At 55.5% G+C, this 18,941-nt stretch carries 12 protein-coding genes and 1 tRNA gene; 9 read left to right on the top strand and 4 right to left on the bottom strand.

Annotated elements, in window-relative coordinates:
* The first annotated feature begins 11 nt into the window (after nt 1–11).
* The 5 genes from AACP62_RS05255 (at nt 12) to AACP62_RS05235 (ending at nt 9,478) form a co-directional block, all read left to right on the top strand.
* On the top strand, nt 12–4,565 hold the full coding sequence (locus tag AACP62_RS05255) for a discoidin domain-containing protein (RefSeq protein ID WP_339346853.1): 4,554 nt from the start codon (nt 12–14) through the stop codon (nt 4,563–4,565).
* A gap of 441 nt (nt 4,566–5,006) precedes the next feature.
* Nucleotides 5,007–5,945, top strand: a complete 939-nt coding sequence (locus AACP62_RS05250) for a carbohydrate ABC transporter permease (protein WP_339346852.1) — start codon at nt 5,007–5,009, stop codon at nt 5,943–5,945.
* Nucleotides 5,942–6,916, top strand: a complete 975-nt coding sequence (locus AACP62_RS05245; RefSeq protein WP_045935133.1) for a carbohydrate ABC transporter permease — start codon at nt 5,942–5,944, stop codon at nt 6,914–6,916. Before AACP62_RS05250 ends, AACP62_RS05245 begins: the two co-directional genes overlap by 4 nt.
* 136 nt (nt 6,917–7,052) lie before the next feature.
* Nucleotides 7,053–8,390: an ABC transporter substrate-binding protein gene (locus AACP62_RS05240; protein ID WP_339346850.1), complete on the top strand. Its 1,338-nt coding sequence runs from the start codon at nt 7,053–7,055 to the stop codon at nt 8,388–8,390.
* Nucleotides 8,391–8,623: 233 nt separating this feature from the next.
* Nucleotides 8,624–9,478 carry an AraC family transcriptional regulator gene (locus AACP62_RS05235; RefSeq protein ID WP_339346849.1) on the top strand — a complete coding sequence of 285 codons (855 nt, stop codon included), beginning with the start codon at nt 8,624–8,626 and terminating at the stop codon, nt 9,476–9,478.
* A 290-nt stretch (nt 9,479–9,768) separates the two neighbouring features.
* On the opposite strand, the gene AACP62_RS05230 is transcribed toward AACP62_RS05235, so the two are convergent.
* Nucleotides 9,769–10,638, bottom strand: a complete 870-nt coding sequence (locus AACP62_RS05230) for a class I SAM-dependent methyltransferase (RefSeq protein ID WP_339346847.1) — start codon at nt 10,636–10,638, stop codon at nt 9,769–9,771.
* Between the two features lie 868 nt (nt 10,639–11,506).
* Between AACP62_RS05230 and AACP62_RS05225 the strand changes: the two genes are divergently transcribed.
* The 3 genes from AACP62_RS05225 (at nt 11,507) to AACP62_RS05215 (ending at nt 15,151) form a co-directional block, all read left to right on the top strand.
* Nucleotides 11,507–12,823: an AbiH family protein gene (locus AACP62_RS05225; RefSeq protein ID WP_339346845.1), complete on the top strand. Its 1,317-nt coding sequence runs from the start codon at nt 11,507–11,509 to the stop codon at nt 12,821–12,823.
* A 734-nt stretch (nt 12,824–13,557) separates the two neighbouring features.
* Nucleotides 13,558–13,794 carry a DNA topoisomerase gene (locus AACP62_RS05220; protein ID WP_425332913.1) on the top strand — a complete coding sequence of 79 codons (237 nt, stop codon included), beginning with the start codon at nt 13,558–13,560 and terminating at the stop codon, nt 13,792–13,794.
* Nucleotides 13,795–14,398: 604 nt separating this feature from the next.
* A complete protein-coding gene (locus AACP62_RS05215; RefSeq protein ID WP_339346843.1) occupies nt 14,399–15,151 on the top strand; it encodes a Fic family protein in 753 nt (250 codons plus the stop codon).
* 311 nt (nt 15,152–15,462) lie between these two features.
* On the opposite strand, the gene AACP62_RS05210 is transcribed toward AACP62_RS05215, so the two are convergent.
* A tRNA-Arg gene (locus AACP62_RS05210) sits at nt 15,463–15,535 on the bottom strand.
* 209 nt (nt 15,536–15,744) lie between these two features.
* Here AACP62_RS05210 and AACP62_RS05205 point away from each other — a divergent pair.
* Entirely contained in the window at nt 15,745–16,770 is a 1,026-nt protein-coding gene (locus tag AACP62_RS05205) for an endonuclease/exonuclease/phosphatase family protein (protein ID WP_339346842.1), read from the top strand.
* A 23-nt stretch (nt 16,771–16,793) separates the two neighbouring features.
* Here the strand turns inward: AACP62_RS05205 and AACP62_RS05200 are convergent, their stop codons facing one another.
* Nucleotides 16,794–17,117, bottom strand: a complete 324-nt coding sequence (locus tag AACP62_RS05200; protein WP_045935136.1) for an exodeoxyribonuclease VII small subunit — start codon at nt 17,115–17,117, stop codon at nt 16,794–16,796.
* Nucleotides 17,118–17,223: 106 nt separating this feature from the next.
* The gene (gene xseA / locus AACP62_RS05195; RefSeq protein ID WP_339347310.1) at nt 17,224–18,498 is read right to left on the bottom strand and encodes an exodeoxyribonuclease VII large subunit; all 1,275 of its coding nucleotides are present in this window, start codon (nt 18,496–18,498) and stop codon (nt 17,224–17,226) included.
* Nucleotides 18,499–18,941: the final 443 nt, after the last annotated feature.

Below are 18,941 nucleotides of genomic sequence, written 5' to 3'. Positions count from 1 at the left end.
AGGTACAGGACATGAGCATATCCCACAAGGTCTTTGCAGGATTGATGGCAGGGGCCGTTCTTCTGACTGGTGCATCGATGGCGACTCCAGCCATGGCATCGGAGGATGAGCAAACAATCAATGTGACGCCGAATCCCTGGTATGCCGATGGCCCCTTCCAGGGTTGGGGAACTTCCCTGGCATGGTTTGCCAATGCCACAGGCAACTATGGAGAACCCGGTTCAATCAGTCAATCCAGCGGAGACCCTCAGACCGATGCCAAGGCTTTGGCCTATGGGCGGCAACTTCGTGAGGATTTCTATACGAGCATCTTCGGTAAGGAGGGTCTTGGTCTCAACAAGGCTCGCTACAACATAGGCGGTGGCAATGCTTCGGACGTGGCATATGGCTATCCGTTCATGCGGCAGGGAGCCGCTATGCCCGGCTACTGGGCCCAGGACCCGGACGGCTCCTTGGGCCTTTACGGCGGTCTGGCGACGACGATGGCCAACAAGGCCGGCATTGATCGGGCTTTCGATCCTCACAACGACGCCTCCTATGTGTGGGGATCTGCGACCTCTGATTCCCCGCAGGCCCGCGACGTCAAGGCTCAGGAGTGGTGGCTGAAAAGGGGAGCTCAGAACCATGACATCGACCACGTCGAAGCCGCAGCCAACGCGGCTCCCTGGTTCATGACGGAAAGCGGGTATGTGAGCGGCGGCGATAGCGGGAATGCCAACAACCTTGCGGATGCGGACAGATTCGCTCAGTATCTGGCTGCGGTAACCCGGCATCTGTCACAGCTCAAGGCTGACAATGGGAACCGGGTTGGGATCAATACGGTCGAGCCTCTCAACGAGTCGGAGACCGGATACTGGAGTTCGCCGCGAGGCCGGGCTTCGGATTCCTGGCCAGCCGAGGACAGGGCTCTGATCGACCGATACTGGAATCGGTATTACCAGGGTAAGAACAAGGCTGTTACGCCGTATACCACCGAGGTCAAAAAGCCCCAGGAGGGTATGCATGTCGATACTGGGACAGCCGGCAATGTCATACGCGCGCTCAGATCGGCTCTGGATGCAGAAGGCCTGCAGCAGACTTTGGTTTCAGCTACCGATGCGACGGATTCAGGCCAGTTTGTCGATTCCTACCATCGCTATCCGCAGGATGTCAGGGATGCCATCGGCCAGTACAACACCCACGGGTATGGCACCAACCGCCAGCGGGCTGCCCGGGACATTGCCCAGGGGGATGGCAAAGCCTTGTCCATGAGCGAGGTGGATGGCTCCTGGCAATCCGGAGGCTTCAATCCCTATGGTTTCGACAATGCCTTGGGCATGGCCGGAAAAATCAACGCCGATGTCTACGCCTTGCAGCCCAAGGATTACACCTTCTGGCAAATCGGTGAGGACCTTTACAATGTGGCCACTGGCGACAAGGATATGAATGGCAACAGTGCCAATCCCAAGGGGGAGGACACCAATTGGGGCACTGTCTTTCTCGATTATGATTGCTCGGTTGCCGGCGTTGACGGCAAGCTCTACTCTCGCAGGGAAGTGGACAACAATGGAGGCCAGACCTCGGGAATTCGCCCCTGCCGGATCGTGGTCAACGCGAAGTACAATGCTGTTCGCGCCTACACTAAATTCATTCATCCAGGGGATTTCATCACCGCCAATAACGCTACCAAGGACAATATGACCGCCAGCTCGGCAGATGGCAGGACCCAGACGGTGATACACCGTAACGGCAGCGATCAGCCGCAGACGCTGGTCATCGATCTGTCAAACTACGGGGGCATCGATTCCGACGCGAGCGGAAAGCTCTTTCTGACTACCGAACCTGATCATCAGCAGGATATATACACGGCTGATATGAGCTATATGAACAAGTACTCCAATAAGGAGCAGCCGCATGGAGTCACCATTGATGCGGCAGCCAAGACGGCCACAGTCAAACTGCCGGCCCGTTCCATCGCCTCCATACAGCTCACCGGCGTATCCGGGGTCTCCCCGCAGGCCCAGGTCAAGGATGGCAGCACGGTTCAGCTTCAGGGGCAGCAGTCAGGAAAGATGCTCACCGCATCGTCCGATGGTATTCTCACGCTTGAAGGCATGGCCAAGAATCCGGATCAGGGACGAGCCCAGGCTTTCACCGTCCACAGCGTCGAGTCCTCTGCCGTCAGTCCCAAGCTGCCTCGGTACCTGATCTCTTCTGCAGACGGGAGCAGGTTCCTTTGCGCGGACGGCCGGATGCGGGCGGGTACCAGGGCATCCATCGGTACCGATGCACGGTTCATCTGGATGCTCAATACGGAAAACGGCAAGACCTTCAGCCTGGTCAACCAGGCAGATAAGGTTGCCCTGGACGTGACTGGCCAGCGGACCGATGCGGGTGCCACGATCTCTGTGGCAGAATCGACGGGAGCTGACAACCAAGGTTGGTACTTCAGGTCTACGGAGCCGACTGGTGCCGAGAAGACTAAGGTCCAGGTTCCGCTTGGCGGATCCGTGATCATGCCTCAAACAGTGATTCCCTATTATTCCTGGGGTCAGGGAGAGCCAGTGCCAGTGGTCTGGAAGACCGAGGCCGTTGATGTGGGCAGGGAGGGAACCTATCAGGTTCAAGGTGTTGCCACTGATTTCTTTGGCAATACATTCCCTTGCCAGGCATCGGTTTTCGTGGGCGAATTCACCGTGACCGATCCTGTCTCCGCCACTATTCTCTTCGGTTCAGATGCCCAGGAGGCCCGCAAGGCGATGGAATCCACCACTGTCTACGCCCATGTCAAGGCTTCGCCGGCCATCAAGGTCGACCCTCATGCTGTCAGCTGGGATTGGGCTGATCTTCAAGGAAAGCTGGACCGGGCGCACGAGGGTGATGTGGTGCCTGTGAAAGGTACCCTGGCCATAGGCGGAGAGCGTTCCCTGCCCCTGTCTTTCAGTCTTTACCTGGAGGCGGCCAAACCACAGAATGTGGCTGATGTCAGCTACAACCTGACTGTTACCGACCAAGACGTTGAGTATGGCAAGGAGGATCAGTGGAGGAAACTCACTGATGGCAATATGCGGGAGGAAGCCTGGGCGACATGGAATTCGGCCGGCAACTACCGCCATAGCCCAACTGCCAATCTTGACTTCGGGCAAGTGCGTCAGCTGGATCGGGTGGCCATCACATACAAGGATCATCCGCCGGTGTCGGCCAAGGCTGAATACACCAACGATGGTGCCAACTGGAAGCCGCTGGGGAAGGTCGTCAACAACCCGCAGCCTGGTCAGACCGTGACCTTCCAGGCAGCAGGCATGGTAGGAGCCAGCAAGGTCCGCATCGTCAACACGGTAGACAACGCCTGGATGGATGCGGCGGAAATCGAAGCCTGGGCCCGTCCATGGGTAGGCCCGGTCAGAAATCTGGCTTGGGGCGCCGGCACCCACTTCTCAGTCAACGTTCAGGATGGTGATACGGCTGGAAAAGCCATTGACGGACATGTCGCCTCGGGGTGGTCCACCCAGTCGGCATCTTCGGATGTCGATCCGACAGCCACCTTCAACTTCGACAAAATCCGGACTATCAGTCAAGTCAAGACCGTCTTCCACTGGGATGGGCGAGCATCCTGGCCAAAGTCGCAGACCTTGGAATATTGTGATCAATCCGACAACTGGCACCGGCTGGAAACCAAGACGGGATGGTATCTTCCCCAGGCCGGTGGTACTGATACCTCCACACAAGCCGATGCGCCTACGGTGACCTTCACCCTTTCCAAACCTGTCCAGGCAAAGGCGGTGCGGCTTGTCAACAGTCTTCAGGACACGAAAACCTATATCAACGTGGCCGAGATCGAGGTAGACGGCACGGAGAGTCTTTCGGCCTTCGAGCCTGAGCCAGGCAATGATTCCAACCTGGCTGATTTGCGCTTGGACGGACAAACCATTACAGATTTCTCGTCCGAGCGCAATGATTATGTAGTCGATTTGCCGGTTGGTTCCGAAAGCAACCCGGTCTTGCAGGCCTTTAGCAGGGACAACGCGGCTAAGGTGGTTCAGACTGATGAAGGAATGACGATTGGCGGCAAGAGCCTGATTACCGTCACCTCTGCTGACGGTTCGCGCTCCAGGGTCTACTCGGTCCGCTACCGATCCTTCGATTTGCAGGGTTTGCAGGTCGTCCCGCCAACGAAGACCAGCTATGCCATCGGCGAGCGGTTTGACCCAAGCGGATTGGCGGTCAGCGCTGTGTACATCTCCAAGGATAAGGATCGCGTCGAAGTCAGGTCTTTGGCCTTGGACGATCCCGAACTGTCTGTGACGGGCTTTGACTCTACTGTGGCCGGCAAAAAGACCGTTGTCGTGGCCTACCGTGGAGTGAACGCCAGCTTCAGTATTTGGGTAAACGCCGCCGGGCGGAATGCGTCCGGTACAGGCGCTGGCGGTGTGTACGGGAATCATTCTCCGCTCGGTGGACCTTCACATGCGGTTCTCGCGCATTCAGGAGCCTCCATAATCTCGGTAGCCCTGCTGGTCGGAGCTCTGGCGCTGACGTCGTTCGCGGCATTGCTCGGCAGGCGGTACCTGTCAAGTAGGCGATAAGGGCACTTCGGCTTTCTTGGCTTCTCACCCTATGCACGGTTCTGGTTCGTCAATGTTGCAATTGCCGAACCAGAACCGTGCTCAGGTGGTCAGACGACAAACCCTTTACAGCGAAAGCAATATTTCAATATTAGATAGCAGTTTTCATGTACGGAGCGTTCTATTTGTTTATAGACTGAAAGTACGTTAATGATTGCACTATCAACGTAATGAAAAGAGGCACAAGGATGTGTGCATGTGAAAAACAGTCGTGACCGTTTACAGCAAAACATCTACATTCAACAGAGTTGTCTGAATGGCTGACAGTTTCTGACATCTCGATGCCCAACGACCAATTGCAGGGGGTCCGTTCCCTCAATTCCGGTTTGTTGACCCAGTTCTTCTTCGTCGTTGTTGACGGTGGGGTTGGGTTCACGCAATCAGACATCTCAAAGGAGAATAATGACATTTTCCAAATCGGCGGCAGGGCCAGCTGATGTCGCGAACAATCAGCAGTCGAGCACCGTCAACAAGCACAGACGGGATTGGCGCGGTTGGAAGTTCATGGGGCCTTTCGCTGTGGCTTTCCTGCTGGTGTTCATCATCCCGATCATCTACGCAATTTATATTTCTTTCTTTGAAAAACGGATGGTTGGCGGCACGGTTTTCGCCGGGCTCAGCAATTACAAACGTTTGTTCGCAGATGGTCATTTCTGGAGTTCGGTCGGCCGTGTCAGTGCTTTTACCCTGATCCAGGCGCCGCTCTGCCTCTTTCTGGCAGCCTTGCTGGCTCTGGCGATTGACTCCATGAGATTGCATGGAACCAAGTTCTTCCGAATTTCCACATTCATGCCGTATGCCGTTCCCGCCGTCGTGTCCACGCTGATCTGGGGATTCATGTACGGGGCCAAGTATGGACTGGTCGGCTCTTTCAATTCATGGACCGGCTTGCATCTGGACCTGCTGGCTTCCAATATTCTTCTGGTATCTATCGGCAACATCGTGACCTGGGAATACACCGGCTACAACATGCTGATCTTCTATTCCTCCCTGTCTACGATTCCGCATTCGCTCTATGAGGCGGCGGCAATCGACGGGGCCAGCGAATGGCAGATCGTCAGGCGTATCAAGATGCCGGAGTTGCGTGGAAGTCTGGCCATCACCGTGATTTTCAGCATCATCGGCTCCTTCCAGCTTTTCAATGAACCCTCGATCATGCAGAACATGGTGCCTGGGAACACCATTACCAGCTACTACACGCCGAATATGTACGCCTACAGTCTGAGCTTCGCGGGCAACCAGTCGAATTACGCTGCGGCCCTGGCCATCGTCATGGCGGTGATCACCATGGCGATCGCGTATGCGGTCCAGCTGAACAGTCTGAAGGAGCAGATGAAATGACCTCTGACATTTTGGATGAGTCGCCTTCAGCGATTCGGGCGCGTGAACGCAGACGTGCCAAGCGAGTAGCCAGGGATGAAAGGGCGGAACGCAAGCGCGCCGCAAAAAACGGATTCTCCAATCCCGCGAACCCTCGTCGCTCGATGACCCTGACGCTGGTTACCGGCATCTTCGCGCTATACTGCCTGTTTCCATTCGCCTACCTGATCATCAACGCCACCAAGACGCAGTCCGACTTCACCTCGACCTTCGGTCTTTGGTTTGGTCACACCTTCGCGCTTTGGGACAACATAACCACGGTCTTCACCTATGAGGACGGCATATTCGGACGTTGGCTCTTGAACACGCTGCTCTACGTGGTTGTGGGAGCGGGTGGCGCAACCGTACTGGCCATCATGGGCGGATACGCCTTGGCCAAGTTCGCTTTTCCTGGCCGCAAGGCAGTCTTCGCGGTCGTACTGGGTTCCATCAGTGTGCCCGGCATTGCCCTGGCTGTTCCGCAGTTTCTTCTGTTCGCCAAGATGGGCTTGACCAATACGCCCTGGGCCATGATCCTGCCCAGCCTTATCAGTCCCTTTGGCCTGTACCTCATGTGGATATTCTCCGAGCAGGCTGTTCCCACAGAGCTCCTGGAGGCGGCCAGGGTTGACGGTGCAGGGGAGTTCAGAACCTTCCTGACCATCAGTCTGCCCCTGCTGGCTCCCGGAATCGTAACCACGGCCCTGTTCGCCATAGTGGCCACCTGGAATAACTACTTCCTGCCCCTGATCATGTTGAAGGATGCCAATTGGTACCCCCTGACCATCGGGCTGAACCAATGGAAGAACCAGGCCAACACTGCCGGCGGTCACGCCATACAGAATCTCGTCATCACCGGATCGCTGATCACTGTCATTCCTCTGATGATTGCTTTCCTGATTCTCCAGCGGTACTGGCAGTCCGGACTGGCTGCAGGAGCAGTCAAGGAATAAATGAATTTTTGAAAATTGCGGTCACTTAAGCCATCACAAGGTGAGTGGCCGGGAAGGGAGTCTCTCGTCTGTCATATGGCAAGGATTCATCCCAATAAAAACCTGATGAATAGTACTAAGAGAAAAGAGTGATGTAATGAAACATGCAAAAGGGCTGAAGCGTCTAGTAGCTTGTGCCGGCGTGCTGGCCATGTTTCTCGGTGTCACTGCCTGCGGAGGTAACAAGCAGAGTAGTGGTGACGAAAATGTGGAGCTGAGCGTCTGGGCATGGGAGCCCACCTTGAAAGCCGCAACCAAGGAGTTCGAGAAGAAGTACCCGAACATCAAGATCAAACTGCAGAATGCCGGGACAGCCAAGGAGCAGTACACTGCACTTGACAATGCCTTCCAGGCAGGCAAGGGAGCACCTGATGTGGCGCAAATCGAACTCTATGCCCTGAGCCAGTATGCCATCAATGATCGGCTGACCGATCTGAGTGACAGGACCAAGGGTTACTCGAAGTTCTACAATCCCGGCACTTGGAATTCGGTTCTGGTCAACAAGAAGCCCTACGGGCTGCCCTTTGGCTCTGGAGCCATGGCCTTCTTCTACAACAAGGATGTGTTCGACAAGGCAGGCGTCGATGCGACCCAGATCAAGACCTGGGATCAGTATTACGAGGCTGCTAAGAAGATTCGGGCGGTGGGTTCCTACATCGCTGCGGATTCAGGTGACGCGGGCTTCTTCGACGCCATGATCTGGCAGGCCAACGGGCATCCTTACAAGCTGTCCGCAGACGGCAAGGATCTGTCCATTAACCTCGATTCCGACAAGGGGACTCAGAGTTTCATCAAGTGGTGGCAGAAGATGATTGACGAGGATTTGGTCGACACCAAGACCGTCATCTGGACCGAGGACTGGAACAAGAGCCTGAACAATGGCAAGCTCGCCTCTGCGCTGATCGGTTGCTGGATCCCAACTACGCTGGTCAACGTGGCACCCGACCAAGCTGGCAAGTGGAGGGTCACAACCATGCCCACCCAGGATGGGTCTGCTGTCAACTCCAACCATGGCGGTTCGTCGCTGGCGATTATGGCCTCGAGCAAGAAGACCGATGCAGCCTATAAGTACATCGATTTCATCTCGCGGAACCAGGCCAGCATTGACGCTCGTGTGGCAGGTGGTTCATTCCCTGACGATGTGAAGACCACTGAATCGAAGAAGTTCAAGGAGGCCACCACTGTCAAGAACACCAAGGGCGAGGACATCGAATACTTCGGCGGTCAGAAGTACAACGAAGTCCTGGCCCAGGCGGCAAGCGATGTGATCCCTGGTCACGCCACGCTGCCCTTCGAGGTCTATGCGCGGACGGTATTCGCTGACGACGTCGGTTCCGCCTATACCGACAAGAAGATCACTCTGAAGCAGGGTGTGGATGCCTGGCAGAAGCACCTTAAGGAATACGGTAAGCAGCAGGGCTTCAACGTGCACTGATCTTCATAAAGTAATGGGAACTCTGCCGTTGCCTTGTATTGTTTGAGTATGAGGCAACGGCTTTGCTGTAAGGGCAGGGACGATGCCCTGTGACTGATGAATGTATTGTCTCGTGGCTTCATGCGTAAGGTTGAAGCTGCTGGTTGCTTGCGTATTCCTGCGTTTGTTTAGGGGTCGTCAAGAGCGGCTGTCCTGATTTGTAGAACGTGTTTTTGCGGAAAGGAGGGTGCATCGTGGCGAAGCCTGCTGAACACGGCATTGATGTCATGGCCTCTGACTTTTTGATTCACACCCCTTCGGCTATTGCGCGAACAACATTTTTTTATCCGCTACGGGTGGGCAAATTCTCCTATGAACCCGGCTACAGGTTGGAGCGACGGTCCTTTGACAGCTATCTGATCATTCATATCGATAGCGGCAGGTTGACACTGGACCTGCCTGAAGGGTCCTTCGTAGCCGAGGAGGGCCGATTTGCGCTGCTCAACTGCTACGCACACCATGCTTACGGCACCGATGTCCCGACGACCGCCCAATGGCTCCACTTCGACGGCGTCATGGCCCAGCCCTACTACGACTACATCATCAGGAAGCTGGGCAATGTCTTCATGCTCTCCTCCGAGACCTATGCCTTGGAGCGGATGCGGACCATTACCTCTTTAATGACGGCGGAAAACGGGTATTCGGAGGCGCGGATGTCCAAATACATCACCGACCTGCTCACCGAGTTTGCCGATGAGCAGCCGCAATCCTTCAAACGAAAGCAGGAGGAGGTGGTTGAGGACACGATCGCCTATGTCTCCTCCCACTTGCATGAGCCGCTCACTGTCTCGGAGCTGGCAAAACGGGTCTTTTTGAGCGAGTACCACTTCATTCGGTTGTTCAAGCAGGAGACCGGCATCACACCCCATGCCTACCTGGTGGATTCCCGGATCCATGCGGTCCAGTATTTGCTGGTAAACACAGGGATGTCCATACGACAGATTTGTCAGCAGTGCGGTTTCACATCCGAATCCTCACTGTGCGCATCCTTCAAAAAGAGCACGGGCATGACGCCCATGAAGTATCGCAGGCTCAAGCAAGGCGAGTAACTGACACGTATTGATTGTGCTGTCGGCTCCAGCGGCTTACCCGTATAAACGCATTTCTAAAATGCGCGGTTTACCCAATCTCACAGCCTGGCCTTCCACGGATCTGTCCCTCGACATTGGCGGGATCGAAGGTGAACGATAATGCGTTATCGTAATTCGGCACGGAGTACTTCTGTTAATTGCGTTGCGCAAGTTATGCTGCAACGCAATTAACAGAAGCCAATCTGCTGGACGGGCCGCCGGGCCAAGTCAGACCATGTCTAAGCAAAACCACGCTCGTACCTGCTCAGCTAGGCTTTCTTTCTGGCTACCATTGAGAAGGTCAGGGGGATCTGAGGCTGATCGTGGGGCATGACCCATCCCTGGAGATTAGAACTGTACTCAAGCATTGGCAGTGACTGCCAGTCGTCCACATTGTGCTCGCCGATGGCCTCTATGGTCAGTCCAGCATCCAGAAGAGCGCTGCTTATTTCCTGGAAGTCGTGAGCCCAATTGTGATTGGTGGTGTGGGTAATTTGGGGTTTTGTCCCATCTTCGAGCGAGTCGGTTGCTGACGTGTAGCTTTGATCCGTCTCGTAGGTCGTTTCTGTTCCGCCAAAATAATCTTGAACTATCGACATGCCCTCATTGTTCAAGGCGAAAAGCAGTGGATGGTTGTCGCGGATCATGAATATTCCACCGTCTGCTAGCAGGGAGGCGATTGAACGAGCCCAGTCCTTCAAATCGGGAAGCCAGGTGATGGTTCCGCAGCTGGTGACGATTACATCGAATGAGCCTTTCTGCTCGGGCATGGCATCGGCAGCGCAACGAGCATCACTTTGAACATAGGTTATGGATGCGCCGGCCCGTTCAGACAGTTTCCTGGCATAATCCAGCGAGGTGGGAGAGAAATCCAGGCCATATACATCTCGTGCTCCCAAGCGCCACCATGACAGGGTATCAGAGCCTATATGGCATTGCAGATGCAAAAGGTGCAACCCTTTGATGCTGTGTCCTGGCAGATGGGGCTTCAAGACCTCGAGATCTCGCAGGGTTACTGACGACAGGGCCGATGGGTCATCCGCAAATGCGTCAAGGTCTCCATAGCCACCGTTGGCATGCACAACTGCCCTGTCATTCCAGTTGAGGAGATTATCCTCTACATCCTCGTTCTGGTGCATTTGATGAGACACGGTATTCCTTTCTGATTAGGCTTATCAACAGTGATCGAGCCGGACAGTATCCAGAGCAGGTTTTCAAGTGCATATTTGCGCAGACTCGTCAGTCATGTGCGAATATGCAACTCTTTATTATCCTGAATATTTACTTCGTTGGCAAATATAGGGTGCTTCGGATGCGATTCGAGCACTTTTTCTTCTTGGTTACTTCTGATTGGTTTTGGACTTGCGACGTGTCTTGGAGGTTCGCTGGGTTTCTGGCCGATGGGGCGTTTTTAGGTATCCCGTTATAAGTTTTGGTGTCCTCCCTTGTCTGATTTCCGATTCTGTTACGGCTTTTAGGTTGTGTCTTTCATGGTTTTGTCGCTTAGTGGTAGTGGGCAGTAGGAGAATGAAAGGTGAGCAAGAGGCATCATACTTGCAACGCGTGGGTGAGCGTCTTCTTGAAATGGGGCAAGGATGACTGGGTGATTGCATAGCTGGCTGATAACCTAGTCCCGTCGATCAAAGCAAGCGGTCAGCAGTAGTTCGTTCCTGACTGAGGCCTATGCTTGGCTGGAAACGGATTAAACAACTGGAGCAACAAAGGACGGATCTGGGCAGCAGAATACAAAAGTTGGACAGATCTGTATGACCAGGCTGTGATAAAACGGCGACCTGAATTAGGTAGATCGTATGCTGCCGTTGAAGATGTTCGCCTGTTTATTTATAGAAGACTATTGACCACCAGTCATCGTATCTTGATGCCTGCTAGAGCAGTGGTTTGGGGATGCTCTCAGAGATGTGTGTGGAAGGGAATCGGAGGCTCTTTTCAATCATTAAACGTATAGTTGGGTTTGCGGTGGTGAGGCTGTAAAAGGAAGGAATTATCTTGTCGTGCGATAGCCAATTGTTAATCCTTGGGAATGGTTTTGATCTCCAATGTGGATTGAAGTCGAGTTTCAAAGATTTTATGAAAACTAGGCAGGCCGTGTTCTTCAAAACACGTGGTATGGTTGCGTCTTCACCTATCCCACCCGATACAGGCTATATGGATGCGGCGCACAACCAAAAAGTAAAAGGTAATTCCCCAGTGTATTGGTATCGGTATAAAGGATTGACGATTTGGGACTTCATCCTTTACGAAGATCAGCAACAACGGGCATGGTATGACGTCGAGGAATGCATCAGAAAATGGGTCGATTGCCGGCTGAACCCCAGCAACCCTCAGTATGTGCCACCTATACAGCAAGTGCACTCGGACTATCTGAAATACAGGCAATCGCATCAGCATCAAGATTTTTGGAAACAATGGGAGCGGAGGTATAATCCAGAAATTTCCAAAGAAACGGAAAATGTCATCCTGACCTACGCGCAGGATTTCTATCTATGTGATGAGGGAATCGGAGGGCTTTTCCATGAATTCATGGATGAGCTCCATCAATACGAGCAAGCATTTGCCACATACCTCAAAGAACAACAAACGCAAAACAAGGACTATTTCAGCTCGGCCACTAATTTGCTCTTGAATTTGGTTAATGATCAGATGTCTAGTCCAGTCCTCAGAGCCAATCCTCTCCGGTGGACGTATACATCACACCCAGAATCAATCGGCATACTGAATTTCAATTACACAGATCCGCTAAATACTAATTGGGGAGGCAAACCGGACGCTCTCAACATCCACGGCTTGGCAAGCCAGGGGGACATCATCTTTGGCATTGACGGAGCGAACCTGAGTGAAGTGCAGAACCACTATGCGGATACCGTAAAATTCACCAAGACATACCGTCTCATGGCGTTCAGCAGTCACTCTCACCGATCCTTGGTCCGCCCGTACCTTCCTAATTCAACAGAGGGTGCGACAGACATGATCAAGTTCTTCGGCCATTCTCTGGGCGACGCGGATTACTCGTACTTCCAGGCCATTTTCGACGAAGTGAACCTCTATGAAAGCAACACGCACCTGATTTTCTACTATAACGCGAACCGCAGTAACGATAAGGAGAAGGGGGCGGCAGAAAAGACAAAGGACAAGGCGCAGCAGGAGATGTTCGAGAAGGTCAACCGTCTCATAACTACCTACGGGCGGACCTTGGACAACGAGGATCACGGCAAGAATCTTTTGCACAAGCTACTGCTGGAGGGCAGGCTGACCATCAAGCAGGCCCCCATAGACTTTAACCCGGCGTATTGGGAATACGACTGAAGACGCCGCATCCCCTCATAGGTAGGGACCCTGAAAGACCGGCATGGGATTCAGCACCATTTGCAAGAGAGCTAGAAGCTCTTGGTCTTGCACGGATTCGTGCACCTGTGGTAGATGTATTCGAGGCACCTGATAATCTGTGCCATTGTATCGTCTTTCCAACTGGTGTCGGCCGATGTCATGCTGCCTCCCGATAATGCCTGGGTGTCTCGTAGGTGCTCGAGGAGGGATTCTCAGCGTTCCGCCGTCAATCGGACCTGTGACTCCACAGTTAGACTAGGCACTCGTATGGATCATTGTTCCACCCCTCAACGGCAGCATGGACCTCGTTATCCGCCAGGCTTGCGGGCATGCATACGTGCCATCGGTCGTGATGGAACCTTGTCGCAACGTACACCTATACACTCCTGCCGGGTGACAATGAAGTCCCCAGCACCAAGGAGATGACATCCAACGTCAGCACGATTTAATCATGGCCGAGCAGTATGTCACGCCACCCCTTCTTTTTGCTCTTATTTCGCTACTTACCCGATCCAGTTTCTTACCCGATCCAGTTTCATGTCGACGATCACCGCATGCGGGATGATCCTTTTTCATCTGGTTCCTTCCTCGGCAACATTTTGCATACGACACTGAATGTTACGGAAAGATGCGCGGATAGGTGGACGTGTGTCTTCACGCTCATCAGCACACTGGACACTCCTAGTGAGGTGTAACCGGTCCTCGCTGCGGTCATGTCCGCGGGCTTCGACGTCGAGGACGTCCGACACGCACAAGAAAAGGGAACAAGCCAAGGTTTGTACGACCTGACAGGTCTGTATAAAGGCATGAACAGGACCATGGGAATGACGACCTCCGCCACACTTCAGACTATGCAATCCTTGTGCGAAGCTGAACTCGTCACCTACCCGCGAACCGATAGCCGATGCACCACCCATGACGACACAGTTGGGTTGAGGTTACTGGCGTGACTCGGAATCTCGTCGACGGTTTCACCGGACACTGGCCCATAGCTACCGAACCGAAGTACGTCGTGGATGACCGGGAGAAAGAGGGAGACAGCGTCATCCTGTCCACGGCCAACTTCGATAAGAACCATGTCGACCGCTTTTGCAGGACCCCGAGTTGGTTATCGTCAAGGTTGGATGAGGAGGCCGGCAATCCCCGATGTGTACGACTGCACCACCGGCACAGCACACATACTGGGGTGGGAGGCATCGTCTCACCGCCACTGCTGGCATCTCTCTGGTCATGCCTTTAGCTGTGGAACGGCACTGGGAGATGGAGGGCAATCGGTACGGATGATTCAAAGAGTCAGGAACTCATGCGCACGCGTGTGGAGATCCACTGCATCGGCTGTAACGTCAACAGAGCGCCCACCTCGTCAATGCCAGATTCTGCGTTGATCCGAACCAGTCCGCCAACATGGCGGCGTTTTTATCTGCGGCGAGGACCTGCTCGCTAGGGTCAATGCCTTGATAGGAACTTCGGTTGGAATCCGGGCGAGAAGAGCATATGCAGTACACGCTCGGTATGAGAGAATCTTAAGCAGAACAAGAACGGAAGGAAACGCACATGAGCGAGTACGAATCGCTGAGCACCAAACAACTTGCCGGGCTCTTGTACTCCATGGGCCGCACCTTTGATGGACTGCAGTCGACCTTCATGGCTACTGAAGAGTTCCTGCGTACGGGCAACCCCCAAGTTGTCAATTCCAAGGCTGACTACAACCTTCTGCTTGATTTGCGACAGGCTGCAGAGTACACCCTGCACTATGACTATGTGCGCAAGCCAATCGACCTGGCGTACGTAAAATCTATCAATGCGCAGATGACAAGGACCGCTGCCATGGAACCCGGCAAGCTGCGCGACGAACGCACTCCCGTCATGGTCAACACCCCTTTGGGAAGGTACGAGCCGCCCGTACCTGATCCTGTTGCTATCGCATCTCTGATAAAAAGCACCGTTAGGGGAGCAGCTGAGGAGGATATTCTGAAAGATGCGGTGCGTCTTTTCGTTGGCTTAGCAAAAATGCAGCCATTTGGTGACGGCAATAAGAGGACCGCGCTGCTCGCCGGCAATGGGTTGCTGATCGGGCACGGTGACCAGTATTTGCTCACTGTGCCTACAAGTGATGAGGACAGAACCTGGTTCAACCGGGAATTGGCCGCTTATTACCTCAACAATGATCAGACGATCATTCGCCACTTGGCCGAGTGGAACAGGCAGCAGGCACTGCAGGCCGAGCAGAAAGAGAATCGGGACGACGTGCCGTCCTCTTTTCCCCAACAGACTCGCGGAACTCAGATGGATAGCCCCACTCTGTAGCGTCTTCTTACTTTCGGTTTGGGAAGGTCAAACGAGCATAACGATCAGCACATGGTGTGAATCAGCCCGTGCCCGATTGACCGCTCTGACTTCGATGGACTGCCCGGCATCTGCATTCAGCCGGACCGCGTATAAGCTCGACTAACGGTACCGACACCTAATCCGCGACGGGCCACCCATGCCAATGTACACGTGTGGAAGCAGGCAGCGGGGGTTACTTAAGGCGTCGCGTCAGAGTGCATAAGCCATAGGGTTGGGAAACTATTGCAGAGAGTAAAGCCTGGTACTTCCTTATTTCTGAACTTTCAGGGTGCCCCGGATGCGATTCGAACGCACGACACCTTCTTTAGGAGAGAAGTGCTCTATCCCCTGAGCTACCGGGGCAACGGAAACTACTGTACCACGAAGTGGGACTTGGGCAGGTCGCCGGTGTGCAGGCCCAGGGGGAGGCCCTGTAGCCGTGCTCTTCCTGGAGAAGTTGGCTCCCTATTCCAGCCCACCATACGTCCATGGTTTACAATTGCTCAACGGCCGAACTGACTATACATCCCTAAGAGGGGGATCGGGTCGGCGATGATTTGCTGGAGGAGACCATGGCGAGATTCAGACAGTCCTTCCTGGTGAAGCATGTCTTTGGGTGGACGGCCAGGTTGCTGGCGTTGGCCAGCTTGGTGGCCCTAGCGGCGCGTGCCTGCCCGGCATGGCTGTCATCGATCCCATACCTGCCGGATCTGGCCGCTCTGACACCCTGGTTCATCCTCTTGGGCCTGCTTGCCCTGGTCCTGGCTCTTATGGCTTCAAGATGGTTTACGGCTTTGGTTCTTATCGCCGCCTTGGCTCTGAATGTCTACTGGCAGTACCCTTTCTACCAGCAAGGATCCGAGCTCAACGGGCAAGCTGATCAGCTCATGGCCCTTGAACATCCCGATCGCTACGACGATGTGGCCCGGGTCATGACCCTGAACGTCTACAAGGGTCGGGCCGATGCCGATCAGATAGTCAAGACCGTCAGCGACAACCGGGTCGAGGTGCTGGCCCTGCAGGAGGTCAGCGAGGATTTTGTGGACCGTCTGCACAAGGCCGGCATCGACCGCTATCTGCCCCACGAGCAGCTTTCCACATCTTCGAAAGAATATGCCAACGGTCTTTGGACGGCCGCGCCGATGCAGTCGCCCTCAAAGGACGATGTGGGTTCTCGCTCCTCCATGATGCCGGCGGCCAGCATTGACTTCGGCAGGGGGAAGACCAGCGTCAGATTCGTCTCGGTCCATACCACCTCGCCGCAACCGGGTAGTTGGAATGCCTGGCGACGCAGCGTGTCCGACCTGGGGAAGCTGCGAAAGCACGAGCACACTCGATACGTGCTGATGGGAGACTTCAACGCCACCTATGATCATGCCGTTTTCCGAGACATGCTGGGGGAGCGGTTCAGCGATGGGGCACGTCAGGCCGGGCATGGCATGAGCATGACCTGGCCGGCCGACAGGGCCCCTTTGCCCAGGTTGGCAGCCATCGATCATGTTGTGGTGGACCGTGACATCAGGGCCAACCGTCTGCAGGCCGTACCTATTGCAGGTTCGGATCATGCGGCCCTGCTGGCCACGGTGATGGTGGAGTAGAAGAGATGTCGGAGTAGGGGACTTCAGGCATCCAGGTTGGACTGGGTGCCGGCCTGGGCCCCGGCGCTCGCCTGCTCCTGCTGGGCTGCATCAAGCTTGGCTCGCACCTGGCCCAGCAGCTCCTGGGCGCGCTTGGCCAGGGCTTCGCCGATCTCCCACTGACGCATGGAGGCATCCAGATCCAGGCCGCCGGCCTCCAGCGCCTGAACCGCCTGGATCAGCTGGTCCCGGGCCTGCTCATAGGGCAGTTTGGCGATGGTCTCGCGTTCCTTCTGGCTCAGGGCCGAGGCCAGTACCGGCTCTTCCTTGCCCTGCCCCTTGGTCTGCTCCTCGTCGGTGTCGCTCATGCCTGCTCCTCTTCCTGTCTGATTCTTATCTGGTGCGTTATCCAAATCCCTGATGACGCGGATGGTTATCGCGGACGATTATATGTGGCCGACCACCTGGGATCGGTCACTGCCCGCTGACGACCCTGGTCTCGATCCGGCCCTCTTTGACGGTCAGGGTCAGATCCTGATCGGCCTGAACCTGCTGTGGGCTGACGACCACCTTCCCGTCCAGAGTCTGCACGACTGCGTATCCGCGGTCCAATGTGGACTGGGGAGAGAGGGCGGTCAGCGAGGACTGGAGCTTCTCCACGGTCAGGGAGGCGTCATCCACGATCCGTCGCAGGGCGATGTCCAGGCGGACCAGCGACTCGTCGACCAGCCGCTGGGGCTTGTCCAGCATGGTCTGCGGCTTGGTCAGGCTTGGGCGGTTGGCGTATCCCTCAATCAGCCGTATCTCGCCTTCGACCATATTTTGGATGCGCGCGTTTATGCGCATCCGGGCCTCCTGAATGATGCCATCCTGCTCGACCAGGTCGGGCACCACCCGCTTGGCTGCGTCCGTGGGGGTGGAGGCGCGCAGATCCGCCGCCAAGTCGATCAGGGTCCAGTCATCCTCGTGGCCGATGGCCGAGACGATGGGGGTGACGCAGGCTGCCGTGGCCCTGACCACGGACTCGTCCGAGAAGCCCAGCAGATCCTCGAAGCTGCCGCCGCCCCTGGCCACGATGATCACATCCACAGCCGGATCAGCATCCAGCTTTTGGATGGCCTCGACCACCTCGGGCGGGCACTGGGGACCCTGAACGTGGGCGTGCACCACGGAGAATTCGATGGTGGGCCAGCGCAGACGAGCGTTGGTGATTACATCCCCTTCGGCTCTGGCCTTGGGTGCGCAGATCAGGCCGATGCGCCGGGGGAATTCGGGCAGGGGAACCTTGTTTTCAGCATCAAAGAGGCCCTCGCCCTTGAGCTTGCGCCTGAGCTGGTCGATCTGCTCCTTGAGGTCGCCAGTGCCCACACGCTTGATCCGGTCGGCCATGAAGCTCAGACGGGTCTGTTTGATCCACAGGTCGGGCCGCCCGTGCACCACCACCCGGTCGCCCTGGCGGAATTCCCTGGCCTGGGTGGCGAAGGCACGGAAGCCCATGACGTTGATGGAGATGTCCTCGAAGTTGTCGCGCAGGGTCAGATATGCTGAACCGGTCCGGCGGGTGTTGATCTCCACGATCTGACCCTCCACCCAGGCTCCGGGCCAGCGGGCCACTGCGTCGTGGTACTTCTGGCTGAGCACGCTGACCGGCCAGGGATCTTCCTCGGTGGTATCGCGTGCCAGGCGGGGCAGTTGATCCAAGGGTTTGGGGGTCGGTCCCGACGAGGTTGGGCCAGCCGGTGCGCCCATCGACCCGCGCATGTTCGAACCCGTGTATGCTCGCACCTGATGCCTCCTGACCATCGGTTCCGCCAGCCTGACCAACCCATCCGGCATGGCCTGTGCAGGACGGTATGCGGGTTGGTCAGCGAAGGAAACGTCCTTTCAGGGTCTCTCAATACGGGGACAATTCCATGTCCTCTGCAGGTCCGCTGCAGGCCCTCTCTCGATTGTTCCTAAGCCGATTTCGCCGAGGGCACAGTGTCATTTCTCCCGTTTGCCGGGAGGCCGTGATTGAGGTGAAAGTGTGGAGGAGAAGGGTTGGAACAACGCCTTGAGGCAACTGCCATCGTCTGCGGCTTGCCTGCAGCAGAGGCGGTTTTCCCGGCGGCTGTGTCATAGGAGGCTGTGTCATAGGAGACAGTCTTGTTTCCCCTGGATCGCGAAGTTATTCATGCTCTGGCGGTAACATA

Origin of the sequence: Bifidobacterium apis, assembly GCF_036986835.1 — a bacterium.
Classification (GTDB): domain Bacteria; phylum Actinomycetota; class Actinomycetes; order Actinomycetales; family Bifidobacteriaceae; genus Bombiscardovia; species Bombiscardovia apis_A.
The sequence above is the reverse complement of the archived record's forward strand: the minus strand, read 5'-3'. Positions and strand labels throughout refer to the sequence as shown.